Here is a 25,627-nt window from a genome sequence, read left to right as displayed (position 1 = left end):
ATATACTGCCCAATAAAAGTTTTTTACCTTATTGGACAGTAATAAAATACACTTATTTTGTATTAATAGACTGTGCCATTAGTGCAGACTTCATTAATAGCTCCCCAATCTTTAGTATGTAGTCTAAGACATCGATTTCTCTGACTACAAGCATTTCCAATAGATAAGAAACCTCCTTCGACAGATAGTTGCTCTTGTCTTGAAACTTTTTTTACTTTCAAATTTTTTAATTCTAGTTTTTTCATTTTTTTATTTTTTTTATAGAGCTAATTCATCATTTTCCTCACATCCACCGCCATGTGCGTCACCGTCATAACAACGAGTCTGAAGCCTATCGCAATGATTTCTATGACTGCAAGCGTGACCAATTGAGAGGAAACCTCCTTTAATAGAAGATTTGCTCTCTCTTGAAACTTCTTTTACTTTTAAGTTTTTTAATTTCAATTTTTTCATATAAAAAGTATTGAATTATTACCTACTCTATTATAAAAGGCTTTTCGGTTTCCGCCTTGTCCGCTGCGCAACGGTTTATCTTTAATTATGGAACTTGTTTCAGGCTTTTTAGATTAATTAAGTTTCTGATTTGATCTGTCTTCAATTAAGGTTTCTATAATACTATGTCTACTTATTATAAAATGTTACCGCCTAGATTAAAAAAGTTTAAGTTTATTTTTAGAAATTCATAAAATAACTTCTTAAATTTCTAAAAACTGCTCCTAAAATATCAGTACTCGATGTGACAATTTAATATCTTTATATCTAATCTGATTTATCTTACAATCTTATTAGCGCTTTTTATTGCTTAATACTTTGTACTCTCTATCGTCACCTATTTCCTACCCGCTAGCACACTGCCAACTCATCATATAATGGATCGTTTTGTACCATCTGAAATAAACGATCTTTAATCATACACTTCTTTTTTCTGGTATACCCTTCCGTATACCCAGTACTATTAGCTATGTCACGCATACTTTTCCCTTCAAAAAATAATCCTAATACCAATCTGCTGCTATCCGTAAGTTTAGTTATATGTTTATAAAACACTTCTTCTTGATCCCTAATAGTCATCTTATCGTACAAAGACACATCATTGTCCTCTGCTTTTTTAACGATAGGCTCATTGTATTCTAACATTCTTTTTTTTCTTGATTGATTTTTCCAAATATTTTTACAAACCCCAATAAAATATGCATGAATCGACTGGTATAATTCTAGATCCCCTGTTCGTAATTTATGATACACTAATATCATTGCTTCCTGAAAAACATCTTCTACATCCTCGGTAGTGCCGTGGTATTTTAGAATGATTTTTCTAACAGATGGTAGATTTTTCTTATAAAATGATTTTAGAACATCATCATTGCCTGAGATGAATCCTTCTACGATATATTGATTTTTTGTTGAGTTCATATGTTATTTCCCTTACTTTACTTTTTTGCTCTTTTTCTTTAAAATTTGAATGTAAAACCCCTATCGATGACAACAGACATCGCCTATAAAACTTAACAACCCTTGGTTGCAACAGGTTATTTAAAAACTTTAATTATTGAGTTATTAGGATCAGACTAATTAGTTTATTTTTTAAACACTAAGCCATTTAAGCTCATTACGGAATCCTATAAGATTATTATTAATTTTTATAGTAGTTTTGTCACTGATCAGATTTTTGAACTACGTTTTATGTTGAGACAAATATATGTATGAGAATTACGTTAATGCAAGAGCACTTGGTCGTGATTTATGAATCTAGAGCAGATAATTTATAAATCTAGAGTAAGACTATAGTAATTAAAAGAAACATAATCAAGTTTTTATGTTTTCGTGAAAAAATTAAATTTAACTCTAGAACAAAAAGTAATTATAATATTAAAAGACATAATGTGCTCTAAAAAATATATTATTTCGACTAAAATTTCAATAGTAAAACTATATCTAGATTAATTAAAATTTGAAATAATAAAATTCAATAATTAATTAAAATAATAATAGTTTTTAATACATCTTTTATGAAAATTAATAAATCATCATTTTTTAACTACATATTATAAGTTCCAACTAATTACAAATTATAATGCCAAAAAATCCTGATAAAATAATTTGTTATTTCCTTTTATTTATTAATTGTTATGTTTTCTCACAAAAACAGATTAATAACGTTATTCCTGATTCTCTTAAGGAACTAGGCTACAATAGACTATATCAAACATATAAATCTAATAAAGAAAATAATAAAACCATAGCTTATAAATATGCCTTGTCTTATTTAAAAAAAGCAAAAGAGAACAACAGCAAAATTGAAATTGTTAAGGGTTACCATTATGTTGGGGCTTTATCTTCAAATGAGAAGTATCTAAAATATTTAGATAGTGCAATTGCAAAAGTTAAAGATCGTCATAATTTCGTATATCCTTCAAAATCATATTTATTTAAAGGCTATGTACATTATGAAGATAGAGAATTTAGAAAAGCAATAGATAATTTACTTATATCAAATAAACTAGCAAGAAAACAAGGTAATTCCAACCTTATGTTCTACAGTAATTATATGATTTCAATTTTAACTGATCGTATAGGGAATCATCAGGATGCAATAAACATATTAAAAGAATATCCAAAATATCTTAAGGACAAAGAAATTACAAAAACAGACACTACCTTATTATTAAATACCTATCACGCGTTATCTGTGGCTTCATACAAAGCAAAAAAAATAGATTCTTCAGCATATTTTAATAGTATCGGTATATCAAAATCTTTAAAATCCAAAAAGAAAGATTTTTATAATCTATTTGTATTAAGTTCTGGTGTTACTCTATATGGGGCAAAAGAACTTTCAAAATCTTTAGATAGTATTGAAAAAGCAATTCCTTTCTTAAAAAAAATGGATAACAAACCTAATTTAGCAGTAGCCTATTTTTATAAAGGTAAAATTCTATATGAAACTGATAGAAAAGATGAATCAATTGTATATTTAAAAAAATTAGATACAATTTTTCAAATTCAAAATGATGTGTTACCTGATATTAGAGAGGGATATGAATTACTTATAAAGTATTATAAAGAAAAAAAACAAATCAAAGAACAATTAATATATACGGAAAAACTTGTTGAAGTTGATAAAGTCCTAAATGATAATTATAAACACCTACAAACAAATATTATAAAAGATTATTATACTCCCATATTGATTTCAAAAAAAATTGATAAAGAAAATAAAGTTTTTTGGAAGATAATTTATAGTGTTTTTACTCTTCTATTTGTTACATTCTTTGGTTTCATATTTAATTATTATAGACAAAAAAAATATAAATTGAAATTTAAAACTCTTTTAGAAAAACAAGAAGTTCAAAAAAACAAATCAAATATAAAAACAAATCAAAACAAACTAGATAAACTAAAAATATCCAAAGAAATTATTACGCAAATAATAGATGGTTTGCATATTTTTGAAAGTGAAAAAAAATTTCTAAATTCTAAATATTCATTGTCTATTTTAGCCAAAGAACTAAAGACAAATTCTTCCTACCTTTCTAAAATTATAAATTTCACTAAAAACAAAAACTTCTCAAACTATATTAATGATCTTAGAGTTGACTATGCAATTAATGAATTAAATAGCAATACTCAATTTAAACTATATTCTATAAAAGCAATCTCTGAAGAAGTAGGCTTTAAAAACACAGAATCATTTTCTAAAGCATTCCACAAAAAAACAGGATTATATCCTTCATATTTCATAAAACAACTGAATAAAAAATAGTCGATATTTATAAATAACGACATATACCCTAACAAACCAAATCCATTCTCTAACAAATTCTTATTAAATTTGAGCAAAACTAAAACAAAAAGAAATGAAAGAAAAAAAATTAAAATTGGAGAAAACACGTATTGCTCAACTAAATAATAACCAAAAAAAATCAATTAAAGGAGGAGATCCTTTAACTACAAATCCTACAAATAGCACTGATAATACTTGTACAGACCCTAATGGTGATAGTGATCAAAATCAAGTATGTCTATTAAGGTCATTTATTAAATGGTAACAGATTTGCAAAATTGTTTTATATGAGTTCTGTATTTTTAATTATATTAAGAGTATTTCTAATCATACTAATTAATATCTTTTTTGCTATTTTTCCCCATTTATTGCTTAAACCATTTTGGCATATGGAGTCTGATTACTTAGTATATGTGACAATTTTTGAAGGAGTATATACTTTTTTATTACTTCCTATTATCCTTATTAAAATAAATAAATTTTTGTTTAATAAGTTTACTTTTAAAAGAATTCAATATCTTCTAACAAGTTTAATAATAGTTATATTTTCAATTTTAATATCTGACTTTTTCCACAGTAAGAATTTTGGAGATATGACAGGGCAAGGAAATGATCCTGATATCGGATCAATGATTCTAAGTATTATTATTCCCCTAATTGGAATAATAATAGTTGTAATTGATATAGGAGTTAAACTCTTAAAAGAAATTAGAAAAATAACATAGAGTATTAAATGGTAATCTGATTTGAAAATCACGATATGAAACAATAGTTTCGATCGTGATTTTCTTTTTTTAACACTTTGTAACAATTTATTCTACCATCCGTCTTCTTGGTATATTTATTGATCAGGCAACCATTATAAATTTATTTGCGTCTATATAAATACGTACATCAAAAAACGAAATCATCAAATCATGAATATCAAAAAACTTACAGTAGTATCAATAACTCTTTTATCAAGTTTGGCTTTATCAGCACAAACTATCAGCTCAACTATAATTGATAAAAAAACAAACGAACCAATTCCTTATGCTACTATACAACTATCAGAACATAAAGGAATCATTACTAATGAAGAAGGAAAATTTAGTATAACTCTAGACGAGCAACTAAAGCAAATAGATTCTATTTATATTTCTTCTATGGGATATCAAAAAGTAGGTATCGCATTAAATACCATTACAGATAGCATTATCTATATTGAACCCAAAGCGATAGAATTAAGTGGTGTTTTTATTTCTAATAAGAATCTAAGTATTGATGAGATAATTGACAATGTAAAAGAAAATGTAGGTCAAAACTACAGCAAGGATTTATCTCACAAAAAGCTTTTTTACCGACAATCTGATTTTAGTGATCTTAATAAGATGAATATTAAATTCAAGAAATCAACTATAAAAGAATTCAACAAGAAGTTTATAGATAGTGTGATTTCGATAATTCCGAGAAAATCGGCTTATTACACAGAAGCATTATGTGATCTCTATGGTAATTTTGATAAGCAAAAGCTTAACATAATAAAAGGCGCAGAACTGTATGATAAAAGTAATGATGGATCTATGGAAGCGTTATCTGAAAAATTAGAAGATATTCTAAAGAAGAATGTGAAACCTAACTCTTACCTAAAAATCAAATCAGGCTGGATATTAGGTACTAAAGTACAAATGGATTCTATCTTTGATGCTAATGAAGAAGCAGCTGAAGTAAAAAATGAAGTAGAAAAACCTAATAAGAATCAAGAAAATTATTTTCTAAACTATAGAAAATCATCTTTAAAGAACCTTCTATCCAGTATGTTTTTTCAGGAAGACTCCAAATTAAACTTTATCGATAAATCTGGACGTTATAAATTTGAATTAATAGATTACACCACCATCGATGATAGTAGCGTATACATTATTAATTTTGAACCTAAAAGAGGTGCGGATTTTAAAGGAACCATCTACGTGAACACTCAAGATTTTGCAGTAATGAGAGTTGACTATGAAAACGTAAAGAATCTAAAGAATTTTGGATTACTTGGTATTAGTTTTCATGATACGATGTATAAAGGTAAAACGATTTTTACTAAAGGTGCAGATGGAAAATATAGTGTTCGATATATAGAAAAAACAAGAGGAAATGTTTTTGGTATCGACAGACCACTTAAAATCATCGAAAAAAATAAATTCGTAAAAGGTAAACGTAAACAAAATGAACTATCTCTAGGACTAGATATCGGTGCTGGCGAAATTAGTAAATACGAAGTAGTAGTTTTCGACTCTCAACCTATTACAGAAAGCGAATATGAGAGTAGTAAAGAAAATAAAAGTATCAAGCCACAATACTTATCTAAATACGATCCAGAATTTTGGAAAGGATATAACATTATAGAACCAAATACTGCTATTAAACAATTTACAGCGATAGAAGGAGAATCATAAAATATTAGATCATATTGTTTTACCAGGTTTATCTAAAGAACTATCATAAACAATACTATTATTAGTGCTTCTAAATAATTCATCTCATTTGTTGTTATAAATCAGTAAGTATCTCGTCTTATTTTAAGAATATATTACCATAATGGTATAGTTTTTCGTCGTAACTATGTAATACATACGACGAAAACTATACTTTTATAGTATAATTTTACCAATCTACTGATCCTATGAAAATGAATAAGATTGTATTATTAACCCTTGGGATATGGATGATCGCTATCTCAATGAAAGCCCAAACCATAAGTTCTAAAGTATTTGATAAAAAAACCAATCAACCTATTCCCTATGCTACTATCCAGATTGGAGAAAATCAAGGCGTAGTTACAAATGAAGAAGGAAGCTTTAATATTACTTTAGACGATATTCAATCTAAAATTGACTCTATCTACATATCTTCAATGGGGTATTCTACAGTGGGAGTTGCAGTACAAAATATTACGGATAGTATTATCTATATAGAACCAAAAGCAATAGAATTAAAAAGTGTATTTATATCCAATAAAGATCTAGATATTGATGATATCATAGATAATGTGGATGATAATATGGAAGATAATTATAGATCAGATCTTTCCAAAAACAGATTATTTTTTAGAGAAACCAATACCAACTATATTAAAAAAATGGATATTGAGTTTAAAAAATCTACCATAGAAGAGATCGATGAAAAGCTTGTGGATAGTATATCTAAAGTAATCCCTAAAAATTCTGTTTTTTACGCAGAAGCATTATGTGACTTTTATGGAAATACGGATAAACAAAAGCTTAATGTCATTAAAGGAGCTCGGTTATATGACAAAAACAATAACGGTTCCATAGAAGGAGTCTTTAAGAAAATGGAGAAGATCTTTAAAGATAATGTAAAGCCTAATTCTTACATAAAGATAAGATCAGGACTCTTTAGCCAAAAAGTACAGGTAGATTCTATTCTAAAAGCTAATCAGGATGCTAAAGATATAGCAGATGGAATTGAAAACCGCAAAGAGAATTTCTTCTTCAAATCCAGAAAAATGAATCTTAAGAATCTTTTTAACGAAACATTTTATCAATCAGACACCAAATTAAATGTAATTAAAAATTCTGGCAGATATATTTTTAAACGTGTAGATTATACTATTTTAGGTGATATTGGAGTTTACGTAATCAAATTTACACCTAAAAGAAGAGGAGATTTTAAAGGAACTTTATATGTCAATACAGAAGATTTCGCAGTTATAAGAATTGATTACAAAAATGTAAAACGCTTACGGAGCTTTAACTTATTAGGTGTAAGTTTTGAAGAAAATGGTTATAGTGGTACCACGATTTTTGAGAAAGGTTTTGATGGTAAATATGGTGTAAAGTTTATCGAAAAAATTACTGAAAATAAATTCGGGGTAGATAGGCCATTAAGTATCATAGAAAAAAATAAATATGTAAAAGGAAGGAATAAGCAAAATCAGTTATCTCTTAATCTTGATGTAATTAGTTATGCTAAAAATAAATATGAGATAATTGTGTTTGACGCTAAAAGTATTTCTGAATCTGAATATAATACCAGTAAGGAAAATAAAAATGTACAGTCCACTTATTTATCTCAATACGATCCAAATTTCTGGAAAGGATATAACATCATAGAACCTAATACTGCAATCAAGCAATTTAAGGCCATAGAAGAAGCAATAGAAGATGAGTAAAATATTACTCTATTAATTTCAATGTCTTTAACAGTGCTTCAAAATAAAAATCTTCTTGTTCCGAGATTATGGTAGTCTTATAAGCAGTATTCTTAAGAATATAATACGAGGAAGATTCTATATCTAAATCATTTTGATGTGAGTTTACTATGTTTTGAATAAAATCATTGATTAACAATACCTCATCATACGTAATCTCTCGTCTCAATGTTGGTTGATCACTTTTATATACTAAATAATCATCTCTAAAACTAATTGATTTCTTTGTCTCTCCTAATTTATGAAACTCGAAAGTAAAATCCTGAGAAGCAAATATCTTATTAATATTCTCCACAGTAGGCTCCACTTTTCGAGCGCAGCTAGCACTAACCAAACAAATTGTTATCAGTAAAACTTTTCTCATAAATTCATATTGATTTCTAAAATACAAAAGACTTTGCGGTTAAGACAAAAAAAAGGTATTGATCAGAACATCAATACCTTTATAGTTTTTAAATAAAACCAATTAACATTATTGGAATTATTGCGTTATTTCGAAGCTAATCTTTTAATAGAATTTTCGAAATCTACGTTCTCAAGATTACTTATTAGCAGCCCAATACCACCGGATCTAGACGCTACAATATACTCAGCTTGATATTTCTTTTCTAATTTATATCCTTTCAGATATTTTAACTTTACAATCTTTGATGTTGGAGTAAAGAAAAATCTTCCGTGGATTCTTTTGTAACGAACTTCTTGGCTAAGTGCTTCGTCTTTTAATTGTCTACTTAAGGCTTCTACCACTGTAGCAGCTCTATGCTCATCTAATTGAAAATAATCACAAGCATAAATAAACACATAATTTTCCACATTTTTCTCATCAACAAAAAGTTGAAAGTCAACATTTTTGTCTTCAATTTTTTTCAATTCCTCTAAGGCAATCTTTTTAAATTTAGGGCTATCCGTAAGGGAATCTAATCTAACTTTAAATTGATCTGGACTTGTTTTTTCGTACCCCTTCGTAAGCATTATTGTATTCTTACGAAATTCGATTGTGTTTTTTGAGAAATTTGAAAATTTGGTTTTCTGCTTACCTCCCTCGAAATATTGACATCCGGTCAGAAGGATCACAGTTAATAATAGTAGAATTTTTTTCATAGGGTTCTGGGTGTTAATTGGTTAAAAATTTATTACTAAGCCCCATAAGTGCGTGCAATATAATAAAAAAAACCTTATTATCAACACTTTATCCTAATTTTTATGCATTTTAACGAATTAATATTTAACTATTACCGGTTTTTCAATTGTTTTTCGTAGGATTACACCCACTCAATTGGATTCTTTAATACTTCTAATAATCGTGCCTCTTCTGTACCTGCTTCTGGATGAAAATCGTACCTCCACTGTACTTGCGGTGGTAAACTCATCAAAATACTTTCAATTCTACCATTTGTTTTTAGTCCAAAAAGTGTTCCTTTGTCGTGCACAAGATTAAATTCCACATATCTACCACGTCTTATCTCCTGCCAATCCTTTTGTGCATCCGAATAGGTTATTTCTTTTCTTTTTTCTACAATAGGTACATACGCTTCTAAAAAACTATTGCCAACTTCGGTTACAAAATCATACCAATCTTGCATACTCATTTTTTCAGTTTTCTTACAATAATCAAAAAACAAACCTCCCACTCCACGTCCCTCATTTCGATGGGCATTATAGAAATATTCATCGCATTTTTTCTTATACAAAGGATAAAACTCTGAATCATGTTTATCACAAGCTATTTTAGACACCGTATGAAAATGTTTGGCATCTTCATCAAATAAATAGTACGGTGTAAGATCCTGTCCACCTCCAAACCAACTATCTACAATAATACCATCGGCATCATACATTTCGAAATATCGCCAATTAGCATGTACCGTTGGTATCATAGGACTTTTAGGATGCAGAACTAAAGATAATCCACACGCAAAAAAATCTACATCGCCTACCTTAAAATAACTTTGCATGGCTTTAGGCAACTTGCCGTGAACTCCAGAAATATTGACTCCTCCTTTTTCGAAAACTCTACCATTTTCTATTACACGCGTTCTACCTCCGCCTCCTTCCGGTCGTTTCCAGATATCTTCTTTAAACTTAGCGGCACCATCCAAGCTCTCTATACCAGCTGTAATAGTATCTTGTAAATCTTGTATGTACTGATAAAATTTTTCTTTCATCTCTATTATGCTTCAATTTTAGAAACTTTTTGTTGAGTATCTACTTTAATAAGACCTTCCCTATCTAATATTTTAACTGTTTCTGAAGATGCAGCGACTACAGAAATTGGTAACGTTATTATAAATCCGATTATAGGAATAAATAACATCAGCATAAATACAATACCATTGCCAATTGCTGTTCCTCTATTTTTTCTAACAAATTCAATACTATCCTTGTATTTAAAATGGCGTTCCATTGTATAATCTATATTACCAAAACCAACATAATAAGCCTGTACTGCAAAGATTAATATAGTAGCTAATATTCCTATTACAGGAATAATACTTAGGATAAGTAATGGAATAATAAAAAGTAATTCTCTAAATAAGTTTCTAACATTGATACGAATACCTCTCATCAATTGCTGTCTAAACGAAGTATTTCTATGTTCATGATTAGCGTGTTTATCCCCTAAAAGATGTGCCTCTACCTTTTCTGAAACTGGACTCATAAAAGGAGCGGATAATGCCATTACAATATGTTTATATAGCACCAATCCCAAAGCCAATATCAATAGAATACTAAAATATTTACTGATCACCGTAAATGTCTCAGAACCCCAATCCCATACCCAAGCTTTAGCTATCACACTACCCAAAGGATCAGATAAAAACCAAGCTAACGTAACAAATAGGATTCCTGTTAAAAAACTAATAAGAATAGGGATACCGAAGTATTTCCATAGACCCAATTTTGATATTAATGCAAAACCTCCAAAATATGCTTTGATACCATTAATTATATTTTTTATCATAATCAGAAAATTTGGTTAACTCCTTATAAGTATTACTTTTAATAGTTTTGTTTCAAAATTTTATAGATATTCTAATGGGTTTACTCTGAAAGATATACTAAATCTTCAGAAAAACTTGTTATCTCTTCAATTCCTATAACTAGTTTCGCTTGTTGTAGTTTTTCTTCTATAAAGGCAATTACCTCACATTCCGTAGCAATTTTAAGTATTCTAAAATATCTTCTCCCCAATTGATTGTTATGTAAATCCATTGCTTTTGGAACATCTCCATTAGGTGCTAATTTCTCGTGCAATGTGGTTACCTTATCTGACCAAGTAATGGCTTTAATTTCATCTTTAGAAATCTTAAACACGTTCTGACAGATTAATACATTCCATATCGCGTGTCTAAAGGCATTTGCTTTTCCATTCTTATGATGATTTTGTCCATATAACGAATCGCAGATAACCAGTGTTTTTTTAGTAGCTCTTAATGTTGGAAATATGTATTGTGGTTTTTTTAATACTAAGCCAGCAACCTTAAATAATTGCCAGAAATTAAACTTCTTAATCAGGCTCCAAATTTTCATTCTACACCTTATACTCTTTTACGGCATCTACAAAAGCTTTGGCATTATCTACAGGAATATTTGGTAAAATTCCATGCCCTAAATTTGCTATATATCGATCTTTACCAAATTCGTCTATCATCTGCTTAACCATCTTTTTAATATCTGATGGAGGAGATAATAATCGAGACGGATCAAAATTTCCTTGTAATGTAATATTTCCACCGGTAAGGTATCTCGCATTTCGTGCCGAGCAAGTCCAATCAACGCCAAGAGCAGCTGCTCCTGAATTAGCCATCTCATTTAATGCAAACCAACAGCCTTTACCAAAAACAATAACTTCTGTTTCATCCTTTAGAGCATCCACAATCTGTTGAATATATTTCCAAGAAAATTCCTGATAATCCACAGGAGAAAGCATTCCTCCCCAACTATCAAACACTTGAACAGCATTCACTCCAGTAGCTACTTTTTTCTTTAAATAGGCTATGGTAGTGTCTGTAATCTTTTGTAACAACTGATGCGCGGCTTGTGGTTGTGTAAAACAAAAACCTTTTGCTTTATCAAAATTCTTAGAACCTTGTCCTTGCACAGCATAGCACAATATTGTCCAAGGTGACCCCGCAAAGCCAATAAGTGGAACTCTGTTATCTAACTTTTCCTTTGTCAAAGAAATAGCATCCATAACATACCCTAACTCTTCATCAATATCCGGAACAATAACTTGATCCACATCAGCCTGAGATCGAATTGGGTTTGGCAACCAAGGACCAATACCATCTTTCATCTCTACTTCGATATTCATAGCCTGTGGAATTACCAAAATATCACTAAATAGGATTGCTGCATCTGGACCTATGATATCGATAGGTTGAACTGTTATTTCTGATGCTAACTCTGGTGTTCTACATCTTGTAAAGAAATCGTACTTCTTCTTTAACGCCATGAACTCTGGTAAATATCTTCCTGCCTGACGCATCATCCAAACTGGAGGTCGATCTACAGTTTCTCCTTTTAAAGCTTTAAGAAATAAATCGTTTTTTATCATATCCGTTTATAAAAGTATTTTACCGTTTGAACAAGAACATTCTCAACGGTTGGTTTGTTAGCAACAATGCAATTCTTAGTATGTTTTTTAGCTTCAGAAGCTGTTGTATTTCCTATACAAAAAGCCATGCTTTCATCTACTGTGTTAGTCATAGTATAGCTTTGTACTCCTGATGGACTAAAAAACAATATCCCTTCGAATGTACGGTCGAACTTCTTAGATTTCATATGTGTTTTATACACTACAATTTGTTCTAATTGAATGGTATTTTCTTTTAGAGTTAAAGGTAATTCCGCTCTTCTCATATTTCCGCAAAAAAAGTAAAACTGCTCCTTTTTATAGCTTTTTACTATAATTTTGGCCAAATTTGAAGCATTCTGAGCTATTTCTACAACTTTTTGTCCATTTTCTTCCAATAGTTTTTTAGTATTCTCTCCAACACAGAAACAATTTTCTATAATAAATTCAGAGTTTTGAATAGCCTTTACTGCATTCTTACTGGTAAAAATGGCATTCTTTATATCTCGATTAAATTCAAGCTCCAATAACTCAATTTCGATTGCGTTATACTCAACAAATCCAATTCCAGAATTTAACAACAATTCTTTTTGAGAAGAGGAGAGTTTTCTTGTGGATAATATGGTAGCATTAGCATTCAATTATTGTAAGTCTGCTTTAATTTTCTTCATTAATTCTTTACCACCTTTGTTTAGAACTTCCTGAGCACATTGTATTCCAAACCCATCTCTTTCGGTAAGGTTAATCGATTTAGCAATATCAATTTTTTCTTTTCCGTCTAAACTCATTAAAACTCCTGTGAAATTGATTTGATCATCTTTAATAGTCGCCAAAGCTCCAATTGGCGCGGTACAACCTCCTTCTAGTTTTCGTAGAAATTCTCTTTCTATATGCACACATACTTTAGATTCTTCGTGGTCAAGATGAGAAAGTGCCTCTAAACAATATAAATCTTCCTCTTTGGCTACCACTAACATAGCTCCTTGAGCAGGAGCTGGAATCATCCAATCTAGGTCTAAATAATTCTTTGGTTTTAAGTTAATTCGCTCTAATCCAGCAGCCGCAAAAATAGCTCCATTCCAATCATTATTTTCTAACTTTTTCATTCGGGTATTTACATTTCCCCTTAGATCTACAACAGAATGATCTGGATATTTATGCAACCACTGCGCTTGTCTTCTTAGGCTTCCAGTGGCAATTGTTCCTTTCGATTGTAAAAAGTCAAGTCCTTTGTGTAATAGAATATCCTGTACATTAGCCCTTTCTAAAACCGCTCCTTCTACAATTCCTTTTGGTAAAGCTGTAGGAACATCTTTCATAGAATGAACAGCAATATCAATATCATTATTAATCATCGCGATATCCAAGGTTTTGGTAAAAATTCCGGTGATTCCTAATTCATACAATGGTTTATCTAAAACAATATCTCCTGTAGACTTTACAGGTACTAATGTTGTAGTATATCCAAGGTTTTTTAACTTATCTTGTACCGTATGAGCTTGCCAAAGCGCTAACTCACTATCTCTCGTACCAATTCGAATTGTTCTATTTTGCACTACTTATTGTGTATTTGGAATACTTTCTGAATCAATTCTATACTTTCATCAGAAGAAGTGTTTTCATCTTTAAGATGACTTGCAAAGTGATTTGTAATTTTTTGGATAATACGATCACTAATTATTGTCGCCTGTTCTTCGTTAAAATCCGAAAACTTTTTGCGTTGTAAATTGATTTCCGCATCCTTAAAAGAAGCCAATTTATTTTTTAATGCCTTTATTGTTGGTGCGAATTTTCTAGTCTCTAACCAACTATCAAATTCCGACTTAACTTCATCAATAATACCTTCTGCTTTAGGGATATGGACTCTTCTTCGTTGCAATGTATCATCTGTAATTTTAGACAAATGGTCCATATGGACTAAAGTAACATTTGGTAATTCTGTGACATTGATATCCACATTTTTTGGAACAGACAAATCCAAAATAAGTAATGGCTTATCCGTACTAATACTATCTTTAGTAATTGTAGGTTTTTGAGCCCCAGTAGCCACAATTAATACATCAGAATGATCAACTTCTTGTTTAAGATTATCATAATCTTTAACTATCAGGTTAAATTTTCCTGCTACTTTTTCAGCCTTATCTCGAGTACGATTAATTAAAACAATATGATCATTTTTAGTATGCTTTACTAGATTTTCGCAAGTATTCCTTCCTATTTTTCCAGTACCAAATAACAATATATTTTTATCAGATACATAAGGAACACGTGCCAAAATGTATTGAACCGCAGCAAAACTAACCGATGTTGCACCGCTAGAAATCTCAGTTTCATTTTTGATACGTTTACTAGCTTGGATAACCGCATTTGTCAATCGTTCTAAAAACGGATTGATCATTTGGATTTTCTTAGAAGCTCGAAAACCTGCTTTTATTTGTCCTATAATTTCGAAATCACCCAAAATCTGACTATCCAATCCAGTTCCTACTCTAAATAAATGCGAAACTGCCTTGCTGTTTTTATGAACATATGCAACTTTCTCAAACTCCTCAACAGTTCCATGTGTATGTTCACATAAAAGTTTAATCAATTGAAACGGATGTTGTGCAAAACCATACAGTTCAGTACGGTTACACGTAGACATTACTAAAAGTCCTTCTACTCCTTCTTCCTTTGCCTGCTTAAGAATTAATGTCTTTGCTTCTTCATTTATACTAAAATGACCACGTATCTCAGCATCAGCTTTTTTATAGCTGAGACCAATTGTATAAAAATTAGCTCCTTTAGTACGTAGGTGAGGTTCCATTGGGTTGTCTCAATTTTTTCCGTAGCAAAAATATCCCAGATCCACTCTAAAAAATAACGCTAGAAGTTTTTTAAGTATCGAAATACGTTCTTTATGGCTTCAAAAACACAAAATCACGTAAAAACACCTATTTTTGTATAAGTACCAAAGGTTGTTAATTCAATTGTTTAGATTTGTTCTAAATAAATATTATTGTAAATATGGAAATACAATTAAAAAATAACGCTCCAGGAATTCTTGAAGAAACCATTATAGAGGATGGTTTTTATATTCTCAAGTTTCAAAATGAAACTAATGATAGTCAACGTATTATAAGAGATATTGATAGTAGTTATATTCAATTTCATTTCTGTATTAAAGGTAGCATGAAATTTAATTTTAATAATGGAAGCTATGCAATACCGCTACCAGAAAAAAAATCTCTTCTGCTTTACAATCCACAACGTGATTTACCAATGAACCTAGAGATGGAAAAAGATTCTTGTTTGATATCTCTTCTAATTTCCATTAAAAAATTTCATTCTTTATTTTCAAAAGAAGCAGACTATATTCCATTTTTGGGAGAGGGAAATAGAGATAAAAAATATTATACCGATGCAGATGTTTCTCCTTCTATGGTCGTAGTTCTAAACCAAATTTTAAATTATAATTTACATAATTCTATCAAGCTATTGTATTTTAAAGGCAAATCTTATGAATTATTAAGTTTATATTTTAATAAACCAGAAGATGCGGATATTGATCAATGTCCTTTTCTTGTTGACGAAGAAAATGTTCTTAAAATCAAACAAGCAAAGGAAATTATTATTTCGAAAATGGCAGAACCTCCAACACTTCAAGAGTTGTCTAAAGAAATTGGATTACCCCTTAGCAAGCTCAAAGATGGTTTTAAACAAATTTATGGAGAACCAGTATATGCTTTTTTATTTGATTACAAGATGGAAGTAGCTCGTCAATTATTAGCTTCGGGAAGTCATAATGTTAATGAAGTAGGGTTAAAAGTAGGATATAGCACAGCAAGCCACTTTATAGCTGCATTTAAAAAGAAATTTGGGACTACCCCAAAAAAATATGTCATGAATCTTAGTTAACTTATTGGTCTAATGGTTCCTTAACAGGAATTCCTTCTCCTTTTTGTAAAGAAACTATAGAATCATACATTCCCTTATCATCCTCATCCGCACCTCCTAATACGGATACAAACTCGAAATGCTCCAACAATTCTAGGATAAAGGGTAATTTATCCTTTTCTACGTCTACAATAATACGTTTCATCTCAATGCTTTTTTGATATTATAAAAATAAGAAAATATTATCTGAGAGTTCCTTGTTTATAATAATTTAACTTGCCAATAAAATTTACAAACAACAAAAAACATGAGCGTCTTATACATTTATTTCAGCATATTATCAACAATCATGCTATCAATAAGTCTTATTATAATTTTATGATCTATCCATAGAATAGTTTGTATTTTTACCTCTCGAAAAAGAAAAATTATGAGTAAAGGAGTACTTCTTGTCAATTTAGGATCCCCTGATAGTACGGATCCAAAAGATGTAAAGAAATATCTTGGCGAATTTTTAATGGATCCCCGTGTTATAGATGTACCATTATGGGCAAGAACTTTATTGGTTAAAGGTATAATCCTTAATACACGTCCAAAAAAATCCGCAGCAGCTTATAAAAAAATATGGTGGGATGAAGGTTCTCCGCTTATTGTTCTTTCTGAAAGACTACAGAAAAAAGTAGCTGAGCGAACTTCAATTCCTGTTGGGTTAGCAATGAGATATGGATCTCTAAACATCAAAAAAGGATTACAAGAATTACATGACAAAGGAGTGGACGAAGTTCTAATAATTCCTTTGTATCCCCAATTTGCAATGGCAACCACCGAAACTATTTTAGTACTTGCCGAAGAATTACGAAAGGAGCATTTTCCGCAAATGAAATTTACGGATATTCCTGCATTTTATGATAAGAAGGAATATATTGAAGTATTGTCTAATAGTATTGCTGAAAAAATTAAAGATTTAGACTATGAACATCTTCTATTTAGCTATCATGGAGTTCCAGAAAGACATATAAGAAAAAGCGATGTTAGTAACGGAAACTGTAAAATGGATGGGAAATGTTGTTTTAAAAAAGGATCCGTACAACACGAATTTTGTTATCGTCACCAATGTGAAATGACAACTGTACAAGTAGCTAAAAAATTAGGGCTAAAGAATGGCACATATTCTACATCATTTCAATCTAGATTAGGTTTCGATCCTTGGTTACAACCTTATACAGATAGAACTATCGAAAGAATGGGAAAAGAAGGAATTAAAAAAATGGCAATTGTTACTCCGGCATTCGTTTCTGATTGTTTAGAAACACTTGAAGAAATAGCCATGGAAGGCGAAGAAATTTTTCACGAAGTTGGTGGTAAAGAATTCACTACAATCCCTTGTCTTAATGATCGTGATGATTGGTCTGATGTTTTGGGGAATTGGGTTAATGAGTGGACTGAAGCCAAAACCCCAGTTCTAAAATGACAAAAACAAGCTCTGAAGCTTTAGGAACACAACCCATTGGGAAACTCTTAATACAGCAAGCTGTTCCTGCATCCATAGGAATATTAGTCATGTCACTAAACATGATCGTTGATACTGCTTTTTTAGGAAACTGGATAGGCGGGTTAGCAATTTCGGCAGTACAAGTAGTTCTTCCTTTTACTTTTTTTATAGGAGCTATTGGTTTAGCAATAGGTATTGGAGGCAGTTCCGTTTTATCAAGGGCATTAGGATCTGGAGATCAAGATAAAGCATTAAGGGTTTTTGGAAATCAGACGACACTTACTTTTTTAATTTCTGGTTCATTAGCATTAATTGGATTATTATTTCAAGATTTTTTTATTGGTTTTCTGGGGGCCGAAGAATCTTTTAAAGAATACGCTCTTGTATACTATAAAATTGTTCTGTATGGTATTGTGATGTTATCCATGTCTATGATGGGTAATAATGTAATTCGCGCAGAAGGCAAACCAAAATTTGCGATGGTCGCTATGATATTACCAGCTATAGGTAATATTTTTCTAGATTATATTTTAATTAATGTTTTGGGATATGGAATGGAAGGAGCAGCCTGGGCCACTTTTATTAGCTATGCTATTTGCTTTGGATTTATACTATGGTTTTTTGTTGCTAAAAGCGAACTAAGATTAAATCTAGAATGCATAAAACTAAAAAAGAAAATTGTAAATGAAATAAGTGGTTTAAGCTTTGTAACCTTAGCCAGACAGGGCACCATTGCTGTTTTGGGAATTCTATTAAATAATGTACTTGGTAATTATGGTGATGAATTAGATATCGCATCTTACGGAATTATCAGAACAGTACTGATGTTTGCTTTATTCCCTGTAATTGGTGTTAATCAAGGATTTATGCCAATTGCCGGATATAATTATGGAGCAGAGAAATTTCAACGTGTCCGAGAATCTATTAATACGTCTATCACTTATGGAGGAATACTAGCTATTTTAATATTTACCATTATCATGGTTTTCCCGCAACAGTTTATCTCTATTTTTGTGAGCACTAAAGAATCATTAGATCCTGAAACACTTGCAAATAACAAAGAGATCCTAAATAGGACTCCTTCAGCATTACGAATTGTTTTTCTTGCAACTCCTGTAATCATTGTACAACTTATAGGATCAGCATATTTTCAGTCTATAGGAAAAGTAATCCCTGCACTATTGCTAAGCTTGACAAAACAAGGCTTCTTTTTAATTCCACTTATCCTATTATTACCTACATTTTTTGGAATTTTTGGAGTTTGGATTGCGTTCCCTATAGCCGATGTACTCTCTACAATTCTTACGGGATATTACTTAAATAGAGAGGTTAGAAAAACTTTGGTGCTTCCAAAAAATGTTTAATTAATATAAGCACTAGATAAATCAAATATTTTATTTTCTATATTTAGATTTTAGTTTTGAAATATCCTTTACAACATTGTTATCAATAATAAAAAATGTATTGAATGAAACAAACCTTCGTCATTATTATTCTGGTATTTATTAATTGGACGTCAGTTTACACACAGGATATAGACATAAAACTCTATCAAAATATTCCGATGAGGGATGGTATCAAACTATCTGCAAACATCTATTTTCCTAACACTACTAAAAAATCGTATCCGGTAATACTTATATATACACCATATGTTAATGATGAGGCAGTTGAAAGAGGAATGTACTTTGCCAAGGAGGGTTATGTCTTTATTACACTCGATCTTAGAGGTAGAGGAAATTCTGAAGGAGAATATAGACCATTTGAAAAAGATGGGATGGACGGTTATGATGCCGTCCAATGGATAAGTCAACAGGATTGGTGTAATGGAAACATTGGTATGATGGGAGGGTCGTATCGAGGTATGGTCCAATGGATGACCTTAAAGAATAAACCAACAGCACTTAAAACCATTGTCCCCACTGCAGCAGTTGGACCAGGTATTGACTTTCCAAAATATGATGGAATATTTAGTAACTATGCTCTACAATGGTTAAATTTTACAGGTGGTAAAAGTAGAAATAACAATTTGTTTAATAATGGAACTTTTTGGAGTAATAAAGCGACTAAAAAATATAAAGAGTTTATTCCATATAAAGATTGGGATCTCCTAGCACTAAACAAACGTAATCCCGTTTTTCAAACCTGGATTTCTCATCCAGATTTTGATGAATACTGGCAAAATTTTTATCCTACTCCAAAAGAATATGAATCATTTGATCTACCTATTCTTACCATAACAGGAGCTTTTGATGCTGACCAACCAGGTGCAATGACCTATTATGAAGATCATATGAAATACGGAAATCCAGCGGGTAAAACCAATCATTATTTAATTTTTGGACCTTGGTCTCATGCCGGCACACGTAAACCAGAAACGGAATTGGGAGGTCTTACCTTCGGAAGTGATTCTAAACTGGATATGAAAAAACTCCATTTGGAATGGTTTAATTGGACACTCAAAAATGAGAAAAAACCAAGGTTCTTAAAAGATCGGGTAAACTATTATATAATGGGCCAAAACAAGTGGATGTACGCCAATCAAATGGATGCTATTTCAAATGACACGATCACTTACTACTTATCTAGTCCAAATTCTGATGCAAAATTATTAATTGATCCGGGACATCTTTCACCCCAAATATCCTCAGTGCCTGACACTGATATTATTGCATATGATCCTTTGGATACGGAAAATACAGCAAGTTATTCGGGATCGGATTACTATACAGCACCGATACCAATAGAAGAAAAAGGAAGAATACTATATGTCTCTAATAAACTAGATAACACCACCACAATAATCGGAAGATTCGAAGTAGGGCTATATATATCTTTAGATGTTCCAGATACAGATCTACAAGTTTCACTAAACGTAGTTAATGAAGTTGGCCAAGTTAAATATATAGGATCTGATATGCTTCGGTTAAGATATCGCGAGGGATTGAATCAACCAAAATTAGCAGTGCCTGATGAAGTCTTCTTCTGTAAATTTGATACACCGTTTATCACAGCTCTTGAATTAAAAAAAGGAAGTAGATTTATTTTTTCTATCAATTCTATAAACTCTAAGTATTTACAAAAAAATTATAACTCTGGCAAAGACGTTTCGCTGGAAACAAAAGAAGATGCTAAAAAAGCAGAAATTACAATTTATCATTCTCCAGAAAACCCCAGTTACATAAAGATCCCTATAAATAGTAAAAAGTAATCTAGGAAATTCTTCTAAAACAGATTAACATTAGTATAAATCGGTTTGAAATCATATTATCAAAAATAGCAATTGAATCAACTAAGGTTAAAATTACGTGAAAATCTTTCTCAATAGCCATTTATTCCAGATTTTAGTAGACCATCAAATCTACTAATTATGAATTTTTATGTACTAAGGCATAATCTCTAAACTCAACTAAATGTACTCAAGAATTTTTACACTTACTCTGATTGCTATTCTTATGATTGGCAATTTTTCATCATTAAACGCGCAAACATTTAACGAGGAACTATACGATGCATTAGAATATCGATTAGTTGGTCCTTTTAGAGGAGGTCGAAGTGCCGCTGTAACAGGTGTTCCTGGAAAACCAAATCTTTTTTATTTTGGAGCCACTGGTGGTGGTGTATGGAAGACAACCGACGGTGGACGTACCTGGGAAAATATATCTGATGGTTTTTTCGGAGGATCGATTGGTTCTATTTCTGTTTCTAAAAGTGATCCTAATGTTATTTATGTTGGTGGTGGTGAAAAAACACTTCGCGGAAATGTATCTTCTGGTTATGGAGTATGGAAAAGCGTAGACGCTGGAAAAACTTGGAACCAATCTGGTCTTCCTAAAAGTAGGCATATTCCAAGAATAGCGATACACCCAACCAATCCAGATATTGTATATGCCGGTGTTCTAGGAAATATTTATAAACCTACTCAAGATCGCGGTGTTTATAAAAGTATTGATGGTGGAAAGACTTGGAATAAAGTATTATTTGCTAATCAAAATGCTGGTGCAGTGGATCTAACATTAGATCCTAATAATCCTAGAATTCTGTATGCATCGACTTGGAATGCAAGAAGAACACCTTACAGCTTAAGCTCTGGAGGTAATGGTTCTGCACTATGGAAAAGTACAGATAGTGGAAAAAATTGGAAAGAAATATCTAAAAACAAAGGTTTTGCAAAAGACACCTTAGGGATTATGGGAGTTACCGTTTCTCCTGTTAATAGTGAAAGAGTATGGGCAATTGTAGAAAATAAGGAAAAAGGTGGTGTTTATAGAAGTGATGACGGCGGCGAAACTTGGAGTCAACTTAATAGTGATCGCAGTCTTCGTCAACGTGCTTGGTATTATTCTCGTATTTACGCTGATCCAAAAGACAAAGATGTCGTATATGTAGTTAACGTATCTTACCATAAAAGTAAAGATGGTGGAAAAAACTTTAGTAGTTTTAGAGCACCACACGGCGATCATCATGATTTATGGATCGCTCCAGAAAATCCTAAACGAATGGTTATTGGTGATGATGGTGGTGCGCAGATCACTTATGACGGTGGTGAAACTTGGAGTACATACCATAATCAGCCAACTTCTCAATTTTACAGAGTTACCACCGATAATAGTTTTCCTTATAGAATTTATGCAGCGCAACAAGATAATTCTACTATTAGAATTAATCACAGAAGCACAGGTTGGTCTATTTCTGAAGATGATTGGGAATCTACAGCAGGAGGAGAATCTGCACACATTGCTATAGACCCAAAAGATAATGACATCGTTTATGGAGGTAGTTACGACGGGTTCTTAACTAGAGTAAATCATAAAACCGAAACCGTAAGATCTATTAGTGTTTGGCCAGACAACCCAATGGGGCATGGAGCAGAAGACATGAAATATCGTTTTCAATGGAATTTTCCGATTATGTTTTCAAAACACAATCCAAATAGATTATATACTTTTTCAAATCAGGTTCACGTAACCGAAAATGAAGGTCAAAGCTGGAAAGTAATTAGCCCTGATCTTACTAGAAATGACCCAAGCAAACTTAAATCTTCTGGAGGTCCAATTACTCAAGATAATACATCTGTTGAATATTACTGTACTATTTTTGCTGCTGCTGAAAGTCCTATAAAAGAAGGATTATTATGGACCGGAAGTGATGATGGATTAGTTCATGTAAGTAAAGATGGTGGAAAAAACTGGAGTAATGTGACTCCAAAAGGGATGCCAGAATGGATGATGATCAATAGCATAGAACCTAGTAGTTTTGACGAGGGAACTTGTTATATTGCAGGTACTCGTTATAAGTCCGGGGATTTTGCTCCATATCTTTATAAAACTACAAATTATGGACAATCTTGGACTAAAATTACTAGTGGAATAGCTGGTGAACATTTTACACGTGTACTTCGTGCAGATCCAAAACGAAAAGGACTATTATACGCCGGTACAGAAACAGGAATGTACATTTCTTTTAACGATGGAATAAGCTGGAAACCGTTTCAATTAAATCTTCCTATTGTACCAATAACAGACCTTGTCATTAAAGACAATAATTTGATAGTGGCAACGCAAGGTCGAAGTCTTTGGATCATCGATGATCTTACCGTATTACATCAACTTAGTAATAGTTTAAAAACTCAAGAAAACATCCTATTCAAACCTAAAAACACATATAGAATGCGTGGTGGTGGAAGAAAAGGTTCTAAAACCGAAGGAACCAATCATCCTAGCGGTGTAATTACTTATTTTAACCTTAAAAACTTTGATAAAGAAAAAGATACCGTTTCATTAACATATTTTAATACTAAAGGCGATACTATCAAATCTTTTAGTACTAAAGCAAAAGAGAAAAAAGATAAATTAAGTGATCTAAAAAAAGGATCCAATCAATTTAACTGGAATATGCGTGGTGATGGTGCAGAAAAATTAAAAGGAATGATTTTATGGTGGGCAAATCTTGATGGTCCTAAAGCTGTTCCTGGAAATTATAAGGTAAGCTTAAATGTAAATGGAAAAGAAGTTTCGCAACCGTTCACCATTTTGGCAGATCCAAGAGCAGAAGCTACAGCGCAACAAATGCAACAGCAATTCGATTTTATTACTAGCGTAAATGAAATGGTAGACAAAGCACATCAGTCCATCAAAAAAATAAGGAAGATCAACAATCAATTAAAATCTTTCTCGAAACAATATAAGGATGATGACAAGACAAAGGATTTAGTTACTAAAGCTAAAGATTTACAAAAGCAGTTTGGAGAAATTGAGAAAGCGCTATATCAAACTAAAAACCGAAGTGGTCAGGACCCTTTAAATTTTCCTATAAAATTGACCAATAAACTAGGGCATTTAAACTCATTAGTAGGAATGGGAGATTTTGGACCAACAGCACAAGATATAGCTGTAAAAAATGAACTTACAAAACAGATTAACGAGCAACTAAACTCTTTTGATAAATTAATTTCGGAAGAAATAAAAAGCTTTAACTCAGAATTCAATACCTTGCAGCTTAATTATCTTTTTGTAGAGTAATACATGCAAGAATACTATAACTATATAAAAGCCCTGCACCTAATCTTTGTTATTACATGGTTTGCAGGGCTTTTCTATATCCCTAGATTGTTTATTTATCAAATCGAAGCCTCTCAAAAACCTTCTCCTGATAAAGAGATTTTAGGTAATCAACTAAAATTAATGGCTAAACGCTTATGGTATATTATCACATGGCCATCAGCGATATTAGCAACAACTTTTGCCATTTGTCTTTTGATTTTAAGGCCTATGCTTTTAGATCTTCCTTGGATGCACGTAAAACTAGGGTTTGTTGTTTTACTAATTATATACCATCTTAAAAGCCATCAGATATTCAAACAACTACAAATTGGTGTTGTTACATGGACCTCTAATCAAATGAGGTTATGGAATGAAGGAGCTACCATTATACTCTTTGCTGTTATATTTTTAGTAATTGTTAGAGATGCAGTTAATTGGATTTATGGAGTTGTTGGTATTCTATTGCTTGCTATTTTATTAATGCTTGGAATAAAGTTTTACAAAAGAATAAGAGAAAAAAATCCAAATGCTTAAAAATATAGTTTCCCATTACAATTGAGCTTTTTCCCAAAAACATATTCAATAAAAAATAATCATACTGTCACAATAAGACAAGCAGTATCTGATGATGCGTCAAATTTATTAAAACTAAAACTTCAATATCTAAAAAATACTGAGACGCTCCCTTTATTCGAAAACGAATATCCAAATGACATTGATCAAGAGAGAGATTTTATAGAAAGGTTTCAGTCAGAGAAAAACAGTATTATTTTGGTAGCCTTATGTGATGATGTAATGATCGGAAATATAGATCTCACAGGAAGTTGGCGAAAAAAAATGGAACATACTGGAATGATCGGAATGGGAATTCATACGCAGTGGCAAAATCAAGGCATTGGAACATTATTGCTTCAAAACGCAATAGATTGGGCACATCAAAACGAAATATTAAAAGTAATTTGGTTAGAAGTATATGAAAGTAATCAATCTGGAATTGCTTTATATAAGAAAACTGGCTTTACACAATCAGGTATTATTCCTAATTTCTTTCTAGAAAAAGATGTATATATTGATAAAATTATTATGTACAGAGAGGTATAGCTACTAAAAATCATCTAGATCACGCCTAAAATCATTCTCAAGAGCTTCACCTCAC

Annotated in this window: 25 protein-coding genes; 12 read left to right on the top strand and 13 right to left on the bottom strand. The window is 31.3% G+C overall.

What is annotated here, in order from left to right; all coding sequences use genetic code 11:
- Positions 1 to 62: 62 nt before the first annotated feature.
- The 3 genes from D1815_RS17430 to D1815_RS17420 all read right to left on the bottom strand — a co-directional run bounded on the left by D1815_RS17430 (position 63) and on the right by D1815_RS17420 (position 1,413).
- On the bottom strand, positions 63 to 245 hold the full coding sequence (locus D1815_RS17430; RefSeq protein WP_118388548.1) for a hypothetical protein: 183 nt from the start codon (positions 243 to 245) through the stop codon (positions 63 to 65).
- A 13-nt stretch (positions 246 to 258) separates the two neighbouring features.
- Positions 259 to 453: a hypothetical protein gene (locus D1815_RS17425; RefSeq protein ID WP_118388546.1), complete on the bottom strand. Its 195-nt coding sequence runs from the start codon at positions 451 to 453 to the stop codon at positions 259 to 261.
- A gap of 390 nt (positions 454 to 843) precedes the next feature.
- Positions 844 to 1,413, bottom strand: coding sequence for an RNA polymerase sigma factor (locus D1815_RS17420; protein WP_118388544.1), 570 nt, complete (start codon positions 1,411 to 1,413; stop codon positions 844 to 846).
- 661 nt (positions 1,414 to 2,074) lie between these two features.
- On the opposite strand from D1815_RS17420, the gene D1815_RS17415 reads away from it, so the two are divergent.
- From D1815_RS17415 to D1815_RS17395, 5 genes are all read left to right on the top strand, one after another.
- A complete protein-coding gene (locus tag D1815_RS17415; RefSeq protein ID WP_118388542.1) occupies positions 2,075 to 3,763 on the top strand; it encodes a helix-turn-helix domain-containing protein in 1,689 nt (562 codons plus the stop codon).
- A gap of 94 nt (positions 3,764 to 3,857) precedes the next feature.
- The gene (locus D1815_RS17410) at positions 3,858 to 4,049 is read left to right on the top strand and encodes a class I lanthipeptide (protein ID WP_118388540.1); all 192 of its coding nucleotides are present in this window, start codon (positions 3,858 to 3,860) and stop codon (positions 4,047 to 4,049) included.
- 22 nt (positions 4,050 to 4,071) lie between these two features.
- Complete coding sequence (locus D1815_RS17405; protein WP_118388538.1) at positions 4,072 to 4,509, top strand: hypothetical protein; 438 nt, start codon at positions 4,072 to 4,074, stop codon at positions 4,507 to 4,509.
- Positions 4,510 to 4,701: 192 nt separating this feature from the next.
- Positions 4,702 to 6,210 carry a carboxypeptidase-like regulatory domain-containing protein gene (locus D1815_RS17400; RefSeq protein WP_118388536.1) on the top strand — a complete coding sequence of 503 codons (1,509 nt, stop codon included), beginning with the start codon at positions 4,702 to 4,704 and terminating at the stop codon, positions 6,208 to 6,210.
- Positions 6,211 to 6,443: 233 nt separating this feature from the next.
- Positions 6,444 to 7,946, top strand: a complete 1,503-nt coding sequence (locus tag D1815_RS17395; RefSeq protein ID WP_233557486.1) for a carboxypeptidase-like regulatory domain-containing protein — start codon at positions 6,444 to 6,446, stop codon at positions 7,944 to 7,946.
- A 4-nt stretch (positions 7,947 to 7,950) separates the two neighbouring features.
- On the opposite strand, the gene D1815_RS17390 is transcribed toward D1815_RS17395, so the two are convergent.
- The 9 genes from D1815_RS17390 to hemA form a co-directional block, all read right to left on the bottom strand.
- Entirely contained in the window at positions 7,951 to 8,349 is a 399-nt protein-coding gene (locus tag D1815_RS17390; RefSeq protein WP_118388532.1) for a hypothetical protein, read from the bottom strand.
- A gap of 125 nt (positions 8,350 to 8,474) precedes the next feature.
- Complete coding sequence (locus D1815_RS17385) at positions 8,475 to 9,086, bottom strand: hypothetical protein (RefSeq protein ID WP_027394356.1); 612 nt, start codon at positions 9,084 to 9,086, stop codon at positions 8,475 to 8,477.
- Positions 9,087 to 9,247: 161 nt separating this feature from the next.
- Entirely contained in the window at positions 9,248 to 10,150 is a 903-nt protein-coding gene (gene hemF / locus D1815_RS17380) for an oxygen-dependent coproporphyrinogen oxidase (protein ID WP_118388530.1), read from the bottom strand.
- A gap of 5 nt (positions 10,151 to 10,155) precedes the next feature.
- Positions 10,156 to 10,947, bottom strand: coding sequence for an EI24 domain-containing protein (locus D1815_RS17375; RefSeq protein ID WP_108802752.1), 792 nt, complete (start codon positions 10,945 to 10,947; stop codon positions 10,156 to 10,158).
- Positions 10,948 to 11,027: 80 nt separating this feature from the next.
- On the bottom strand, positions 11,028 to 11,516 hold the full coding sequence (locus D1815_RS17370; RefSeq protein WP_118388528.1) for a hypothetical protein: 489 nt from the start codon (positions 11,514 to 11,516) through the stop codon (positions 11,028 to 11,030).
- Between the two features lies 1 nt (position 11,517).
- Positions 11,518 to 12,543, bottom strand: a complete 1,026-nt coding sequence (gene hemE / locus D1815_RS17365) for a uroporphyrinogen decarboxylase (protein WP_118388526.1) — start codon at positions 12,541 to 12,543, stop codon at positions 11,518 to 11,520.
- Positions 12,540 to 13,202, bottom strand: a complete 663-nt coding sequence (locus D1815_RS17360) for a uroporphyrinogen-III synthase (protein WP_118388524.1) — start codon at positions 13,200 to 13,202, stop codon at positions 12,540 to 12,542. The genes hemE and D1815_RS17360 overlap by 4 nt, the downstream gene beginning before the upstream one ends.
- Positions 13,203 to 14,117, bottom strand: coding sequence for a hydroxymethylbilane synthase (gene hemC, locus D1815_RS17355; RefSeq protein WP_027394362.1), 915 nt, complete (start codon positions 14,115 to 14,117; stop codon positions 13,203 to 13,205).
- The gene (hemA, locus tag D1815_RS17350; RefSeq protein ID WP_118388522.1) at positions 14,117 to 15,367 is read right to left on the bottom strand and encodes a glutamyl-tRNA reductase; all 1,251 of its coding nucleotides are present in this window, start codon (positions 15,365 to 15,367) and stop codon (positions 14,117 to 14,119) included. The genes hemC and hemA overlap by 1 nt, the downstream gene beginning before the upstream one ends.
- A gap of 200 nt (positions 15,368 to 15,567) precedes the next feature.
- Here hemA and D1815_RS17345 point away from each other — a divergent pair, with 200 nt between their 5' ends.
- Positions 15,568 to 16,458 carry an AraC family transcriptional regulator gene (locus tag D1815_RS17345; RefSeq protein ID WP_118388520.1) on the top strand — a complete coding sequence of 297 codons (891 nt, stop codon included), beginning with the start codon at positions 15,568 to 15,570 and terminating at the stop codon, positions 16,456 to 16,458.
- A gap of 1 nt (position 16,459) precedes the next feature.
- On the opposite strand, the gene D1815_RS17340 is transcribed toward D1815_RS17345, so the two are convergent.
- Complete coding sequence (locus tag D1815_RS17340) at positions 16,460 to 16,642, bottom strand: hypothetical protein (RefSeq protein WP_027394369.1); 183 nt, start codon at positions 16,640 to 16,642, stop codon at positions 16,460 to 16,462.
- 225 nt (positions 16,643 to 16,867) lie between these two features.
- On the opposite strand from D1815_RS17340, the gene hemH reads away from it, so the two are divergent.
- The 6 genes from hemH (at position 16,868) to D1815_RS17310 (ending at position 25,572) form a co-directional block, all read left to right on the top strand.
- Entirely contained in the window at positions 16,868 to 17,908 is a 1,041-nt protein-coding gene (gene hemH, locus D1815_RS17335) for a ferrochelatase (protein ID WP_118388518.1), read from the top strand.
- A complete protein-coding gene (locus D1815_RS17330; RefSeq protein ID WP_118388516.1) occupies positions 17,905 to 19,293 on the top strand; it encodes an MATE family efflux transporter in 1,389 nt (462 codons plus the stop codon). Before hemH ends, D1815_RS17330 begins: the two co-directional genes overlap by 4 nt.
- Positions 19,294 to 19,397: 104 nt before the next feature.
- Positions 19,398 to 21,140, top strand: a complete 1,743-nt coding sequence (locus D1815_RS17325; RefSeq protein WP_118388514.1) for a CocE/NonD family hydrolase — start codon at positions 19,398 to 19,400, stop codon at positions 21,138 to 21,140.
- Between the two features lie 244 nt (positions 21,141 to 21,384).
- Positions 21,385 to 24,450: a glycosyl hydrolase gene (locus tag D1815_RS17320; protein WP_233557488.1), complete on the top strand. Its 3,066-nt coding sequence runs from the start codon at positions 21,385 to 21,387 to the stop codon at positions 24,448 to 24,450.
- Positions 24,451 to 24,453: 3 nt separating this feature from the next.
- Positions 24,454 to 25,005, top strand: coding sequence for a CopD family protein (locus D1815_RS17315; protein ID WP_027394374.1), 552 nt, complete (start codon positions 24,454 to 24,456; stop codon positions 25,003 to 25,005).
- A gap of 21 nt (positions 25,006 to 25,026) precedes the next feature.
- The gene (locus D1815_RS17310) at positions 25,027 to 25,572 is read left to right on the top strand and encodes a GNAT family N-acetyltransferase (protein WP_027394375.1); all 546 of its coding nucleotides are present in this window, start codon (positions 25,027 to 25,029) and stop codon (positions 25,570 to 25,572) included.
- Positions 25,573 to 25,627 lie beyond the last annotated feature (55 nt).

The sequence above is a fragment of the Aquimarina sp. AD1 genome, assembly GCF_003443695.1.
Lineage (GTDB): Bacteria > Bacteroidota > Bacteroidia > Flavobacteriales > Flavobacteriaceae > Aquimarina > Aquimarina latercula.
This window is presented reverse-complemented; position numbering and strand designations above follow the sequence as displayed.

Bases quoted from the DNA above. Each gene is read 5' to 3' on its own strand.
- D1815_RS17390 (WP_118388532.1), bottom strand. From the start codon at position 8,349: ATGAGAAAAGTTTTACTGATAACAATTTGTTTGGTTAGTGCTAGCTGC.
- D1815_RS17385 (WP_027394356.1), bottom strand. From the start codon at position 9,086: ATGAAAAAAATTCTACTATTATTAACTGTGATCCTTCTGACCGGATGT.
- hemA (WP_118388522.1), bottom strand. From the start codon at position 15,367: ATGGAACCTCACCTACGTACTAAAGGAGCTAATTTTTATACAATTGGT.
- D1815_RS17430 (WP_118388548.1), bottom strand. From the start codon at position 245: ATGAAAAAACTAGAATTAAAAAATTTGAAAGTAAAAAAAGTTTCAAGA.
- D1815_RS17420 (WP_118388544.1), bottom strand. From the start codon at position 1,413: ATGAACTCAACAAAAAATCAATATATCGTAGAAGGATTCATCTCAGGC.
- D1815_RS17395 (WP_233557486.1), top strand. From the start codon at position 6,444: ATGAATAAGATTGTATTATTAACCCTTGGGATATGGATGATCGCTATC.
- D1815_RS17425 (WP_118388546.1), bottom strand. From the start codon at position 453: ATGAAAAAATTGAAATTAAAAAACTTAAAAGTAAAAGAAGTTTCAAGA.
- D1815_RS17320 (WP_233557488.1), top strand. From the start codon at position 21,385: ATGATTGGCAATTTTTCATCATTAAACGCGCAAACATTTAACGAGGAA.
- D1815_RS17375 (WP_108802752.1), bottom strand. From the start codon at position 10,947: ATGATAAAAAATATAATTAATGGTATCAAAGCATATTTTGGAGGTTTT.
- hemH (WP_118388518.1), top strand. From the start codon at position 16,868: ATGAGTAAAGGAGTACTTCTTGTCAATTTAGGATCCCCTGATAGTACG.
- hemF (WP_118388530.1), bottom strand. From the start codon at position 10,150: ATGAAAGAAAAATTTTATCAGTACATACAAGATTTACAAGATACTATT.
- D1815_RS17370 (WP_118388528.1), bottom strand. From the start codon at position 11,516: ATGAAAATTTGGAGCCTGATTAAGAAGTTTAATTTCTGGCAATTATTT.
- D1815_RS17325 (WP_118388514.1), top strand. From the start codon at position 19,398: ATGAAACAAACCTTCGTCATTATTATTCTGGTATTTATTAATTGGACG.
- hemE (WP_118388526.1), bottom strand. From the start codon at position 12,543: ATGATAAAAAACGATTTATTTCTTAAAGCTTTAAAAGGAGAAACTGTA.
- D1815_RS17410 (WP_118388540.1), top strand. From the start codon at position 3,858: ATGAAAGAAAAAAAATTAAAATTGGAGAAAACACGTATTGCTCAACTA.
- D1815_RS17330 (WP_118388516.1), top strand. From the start codon at position 17,905: ATGACAAAAACAAGCTCTGAAGCTTTAGGAACACAACCCATTGGGAAA.
- D1815_RS17405 (WP_118388538.1), top strand. From the start codon at position 4,072: ATGAGTTCTGTATTTTTAATTATATTAAGAGTATTTCTAATCATACTA.
- D1815_RS17345 (WP_118388520.1), top strand. From the start codon at position 15,568: ATGGAAATACAATTAAAAAATAACGCTCCAGGAATTCTTGAAGAAACC.
- D1815_RS17415 (WP_118388542.1), top strand. From the start codon at position 2,075: ATGCCAAAAAATCCTGATAAAATAATTTGTTATTTCCTTTTATTTATT.
- D1815_RS17340 (WP_027394369.1), bottom strand. From the start codon at position 16,642: ATGAAACGTATTATTGTAGACGTAGAAAAGGATAAATTACCCTTTATC.
- D1815_RS17315 (WP_027394374.1), top strand. From the start codon at position 24,454: ATGCAAGAATACTATAACTATATAAAAGCCCTGCACCTAATCTTTGTT.
- D1815_RS17400 (WP_118388536.1), top strand. From the start codon at position 4,702: ATGAATATCAAAAAACTTACAGTAGTATCAATAACTCTTTTATCAAGT.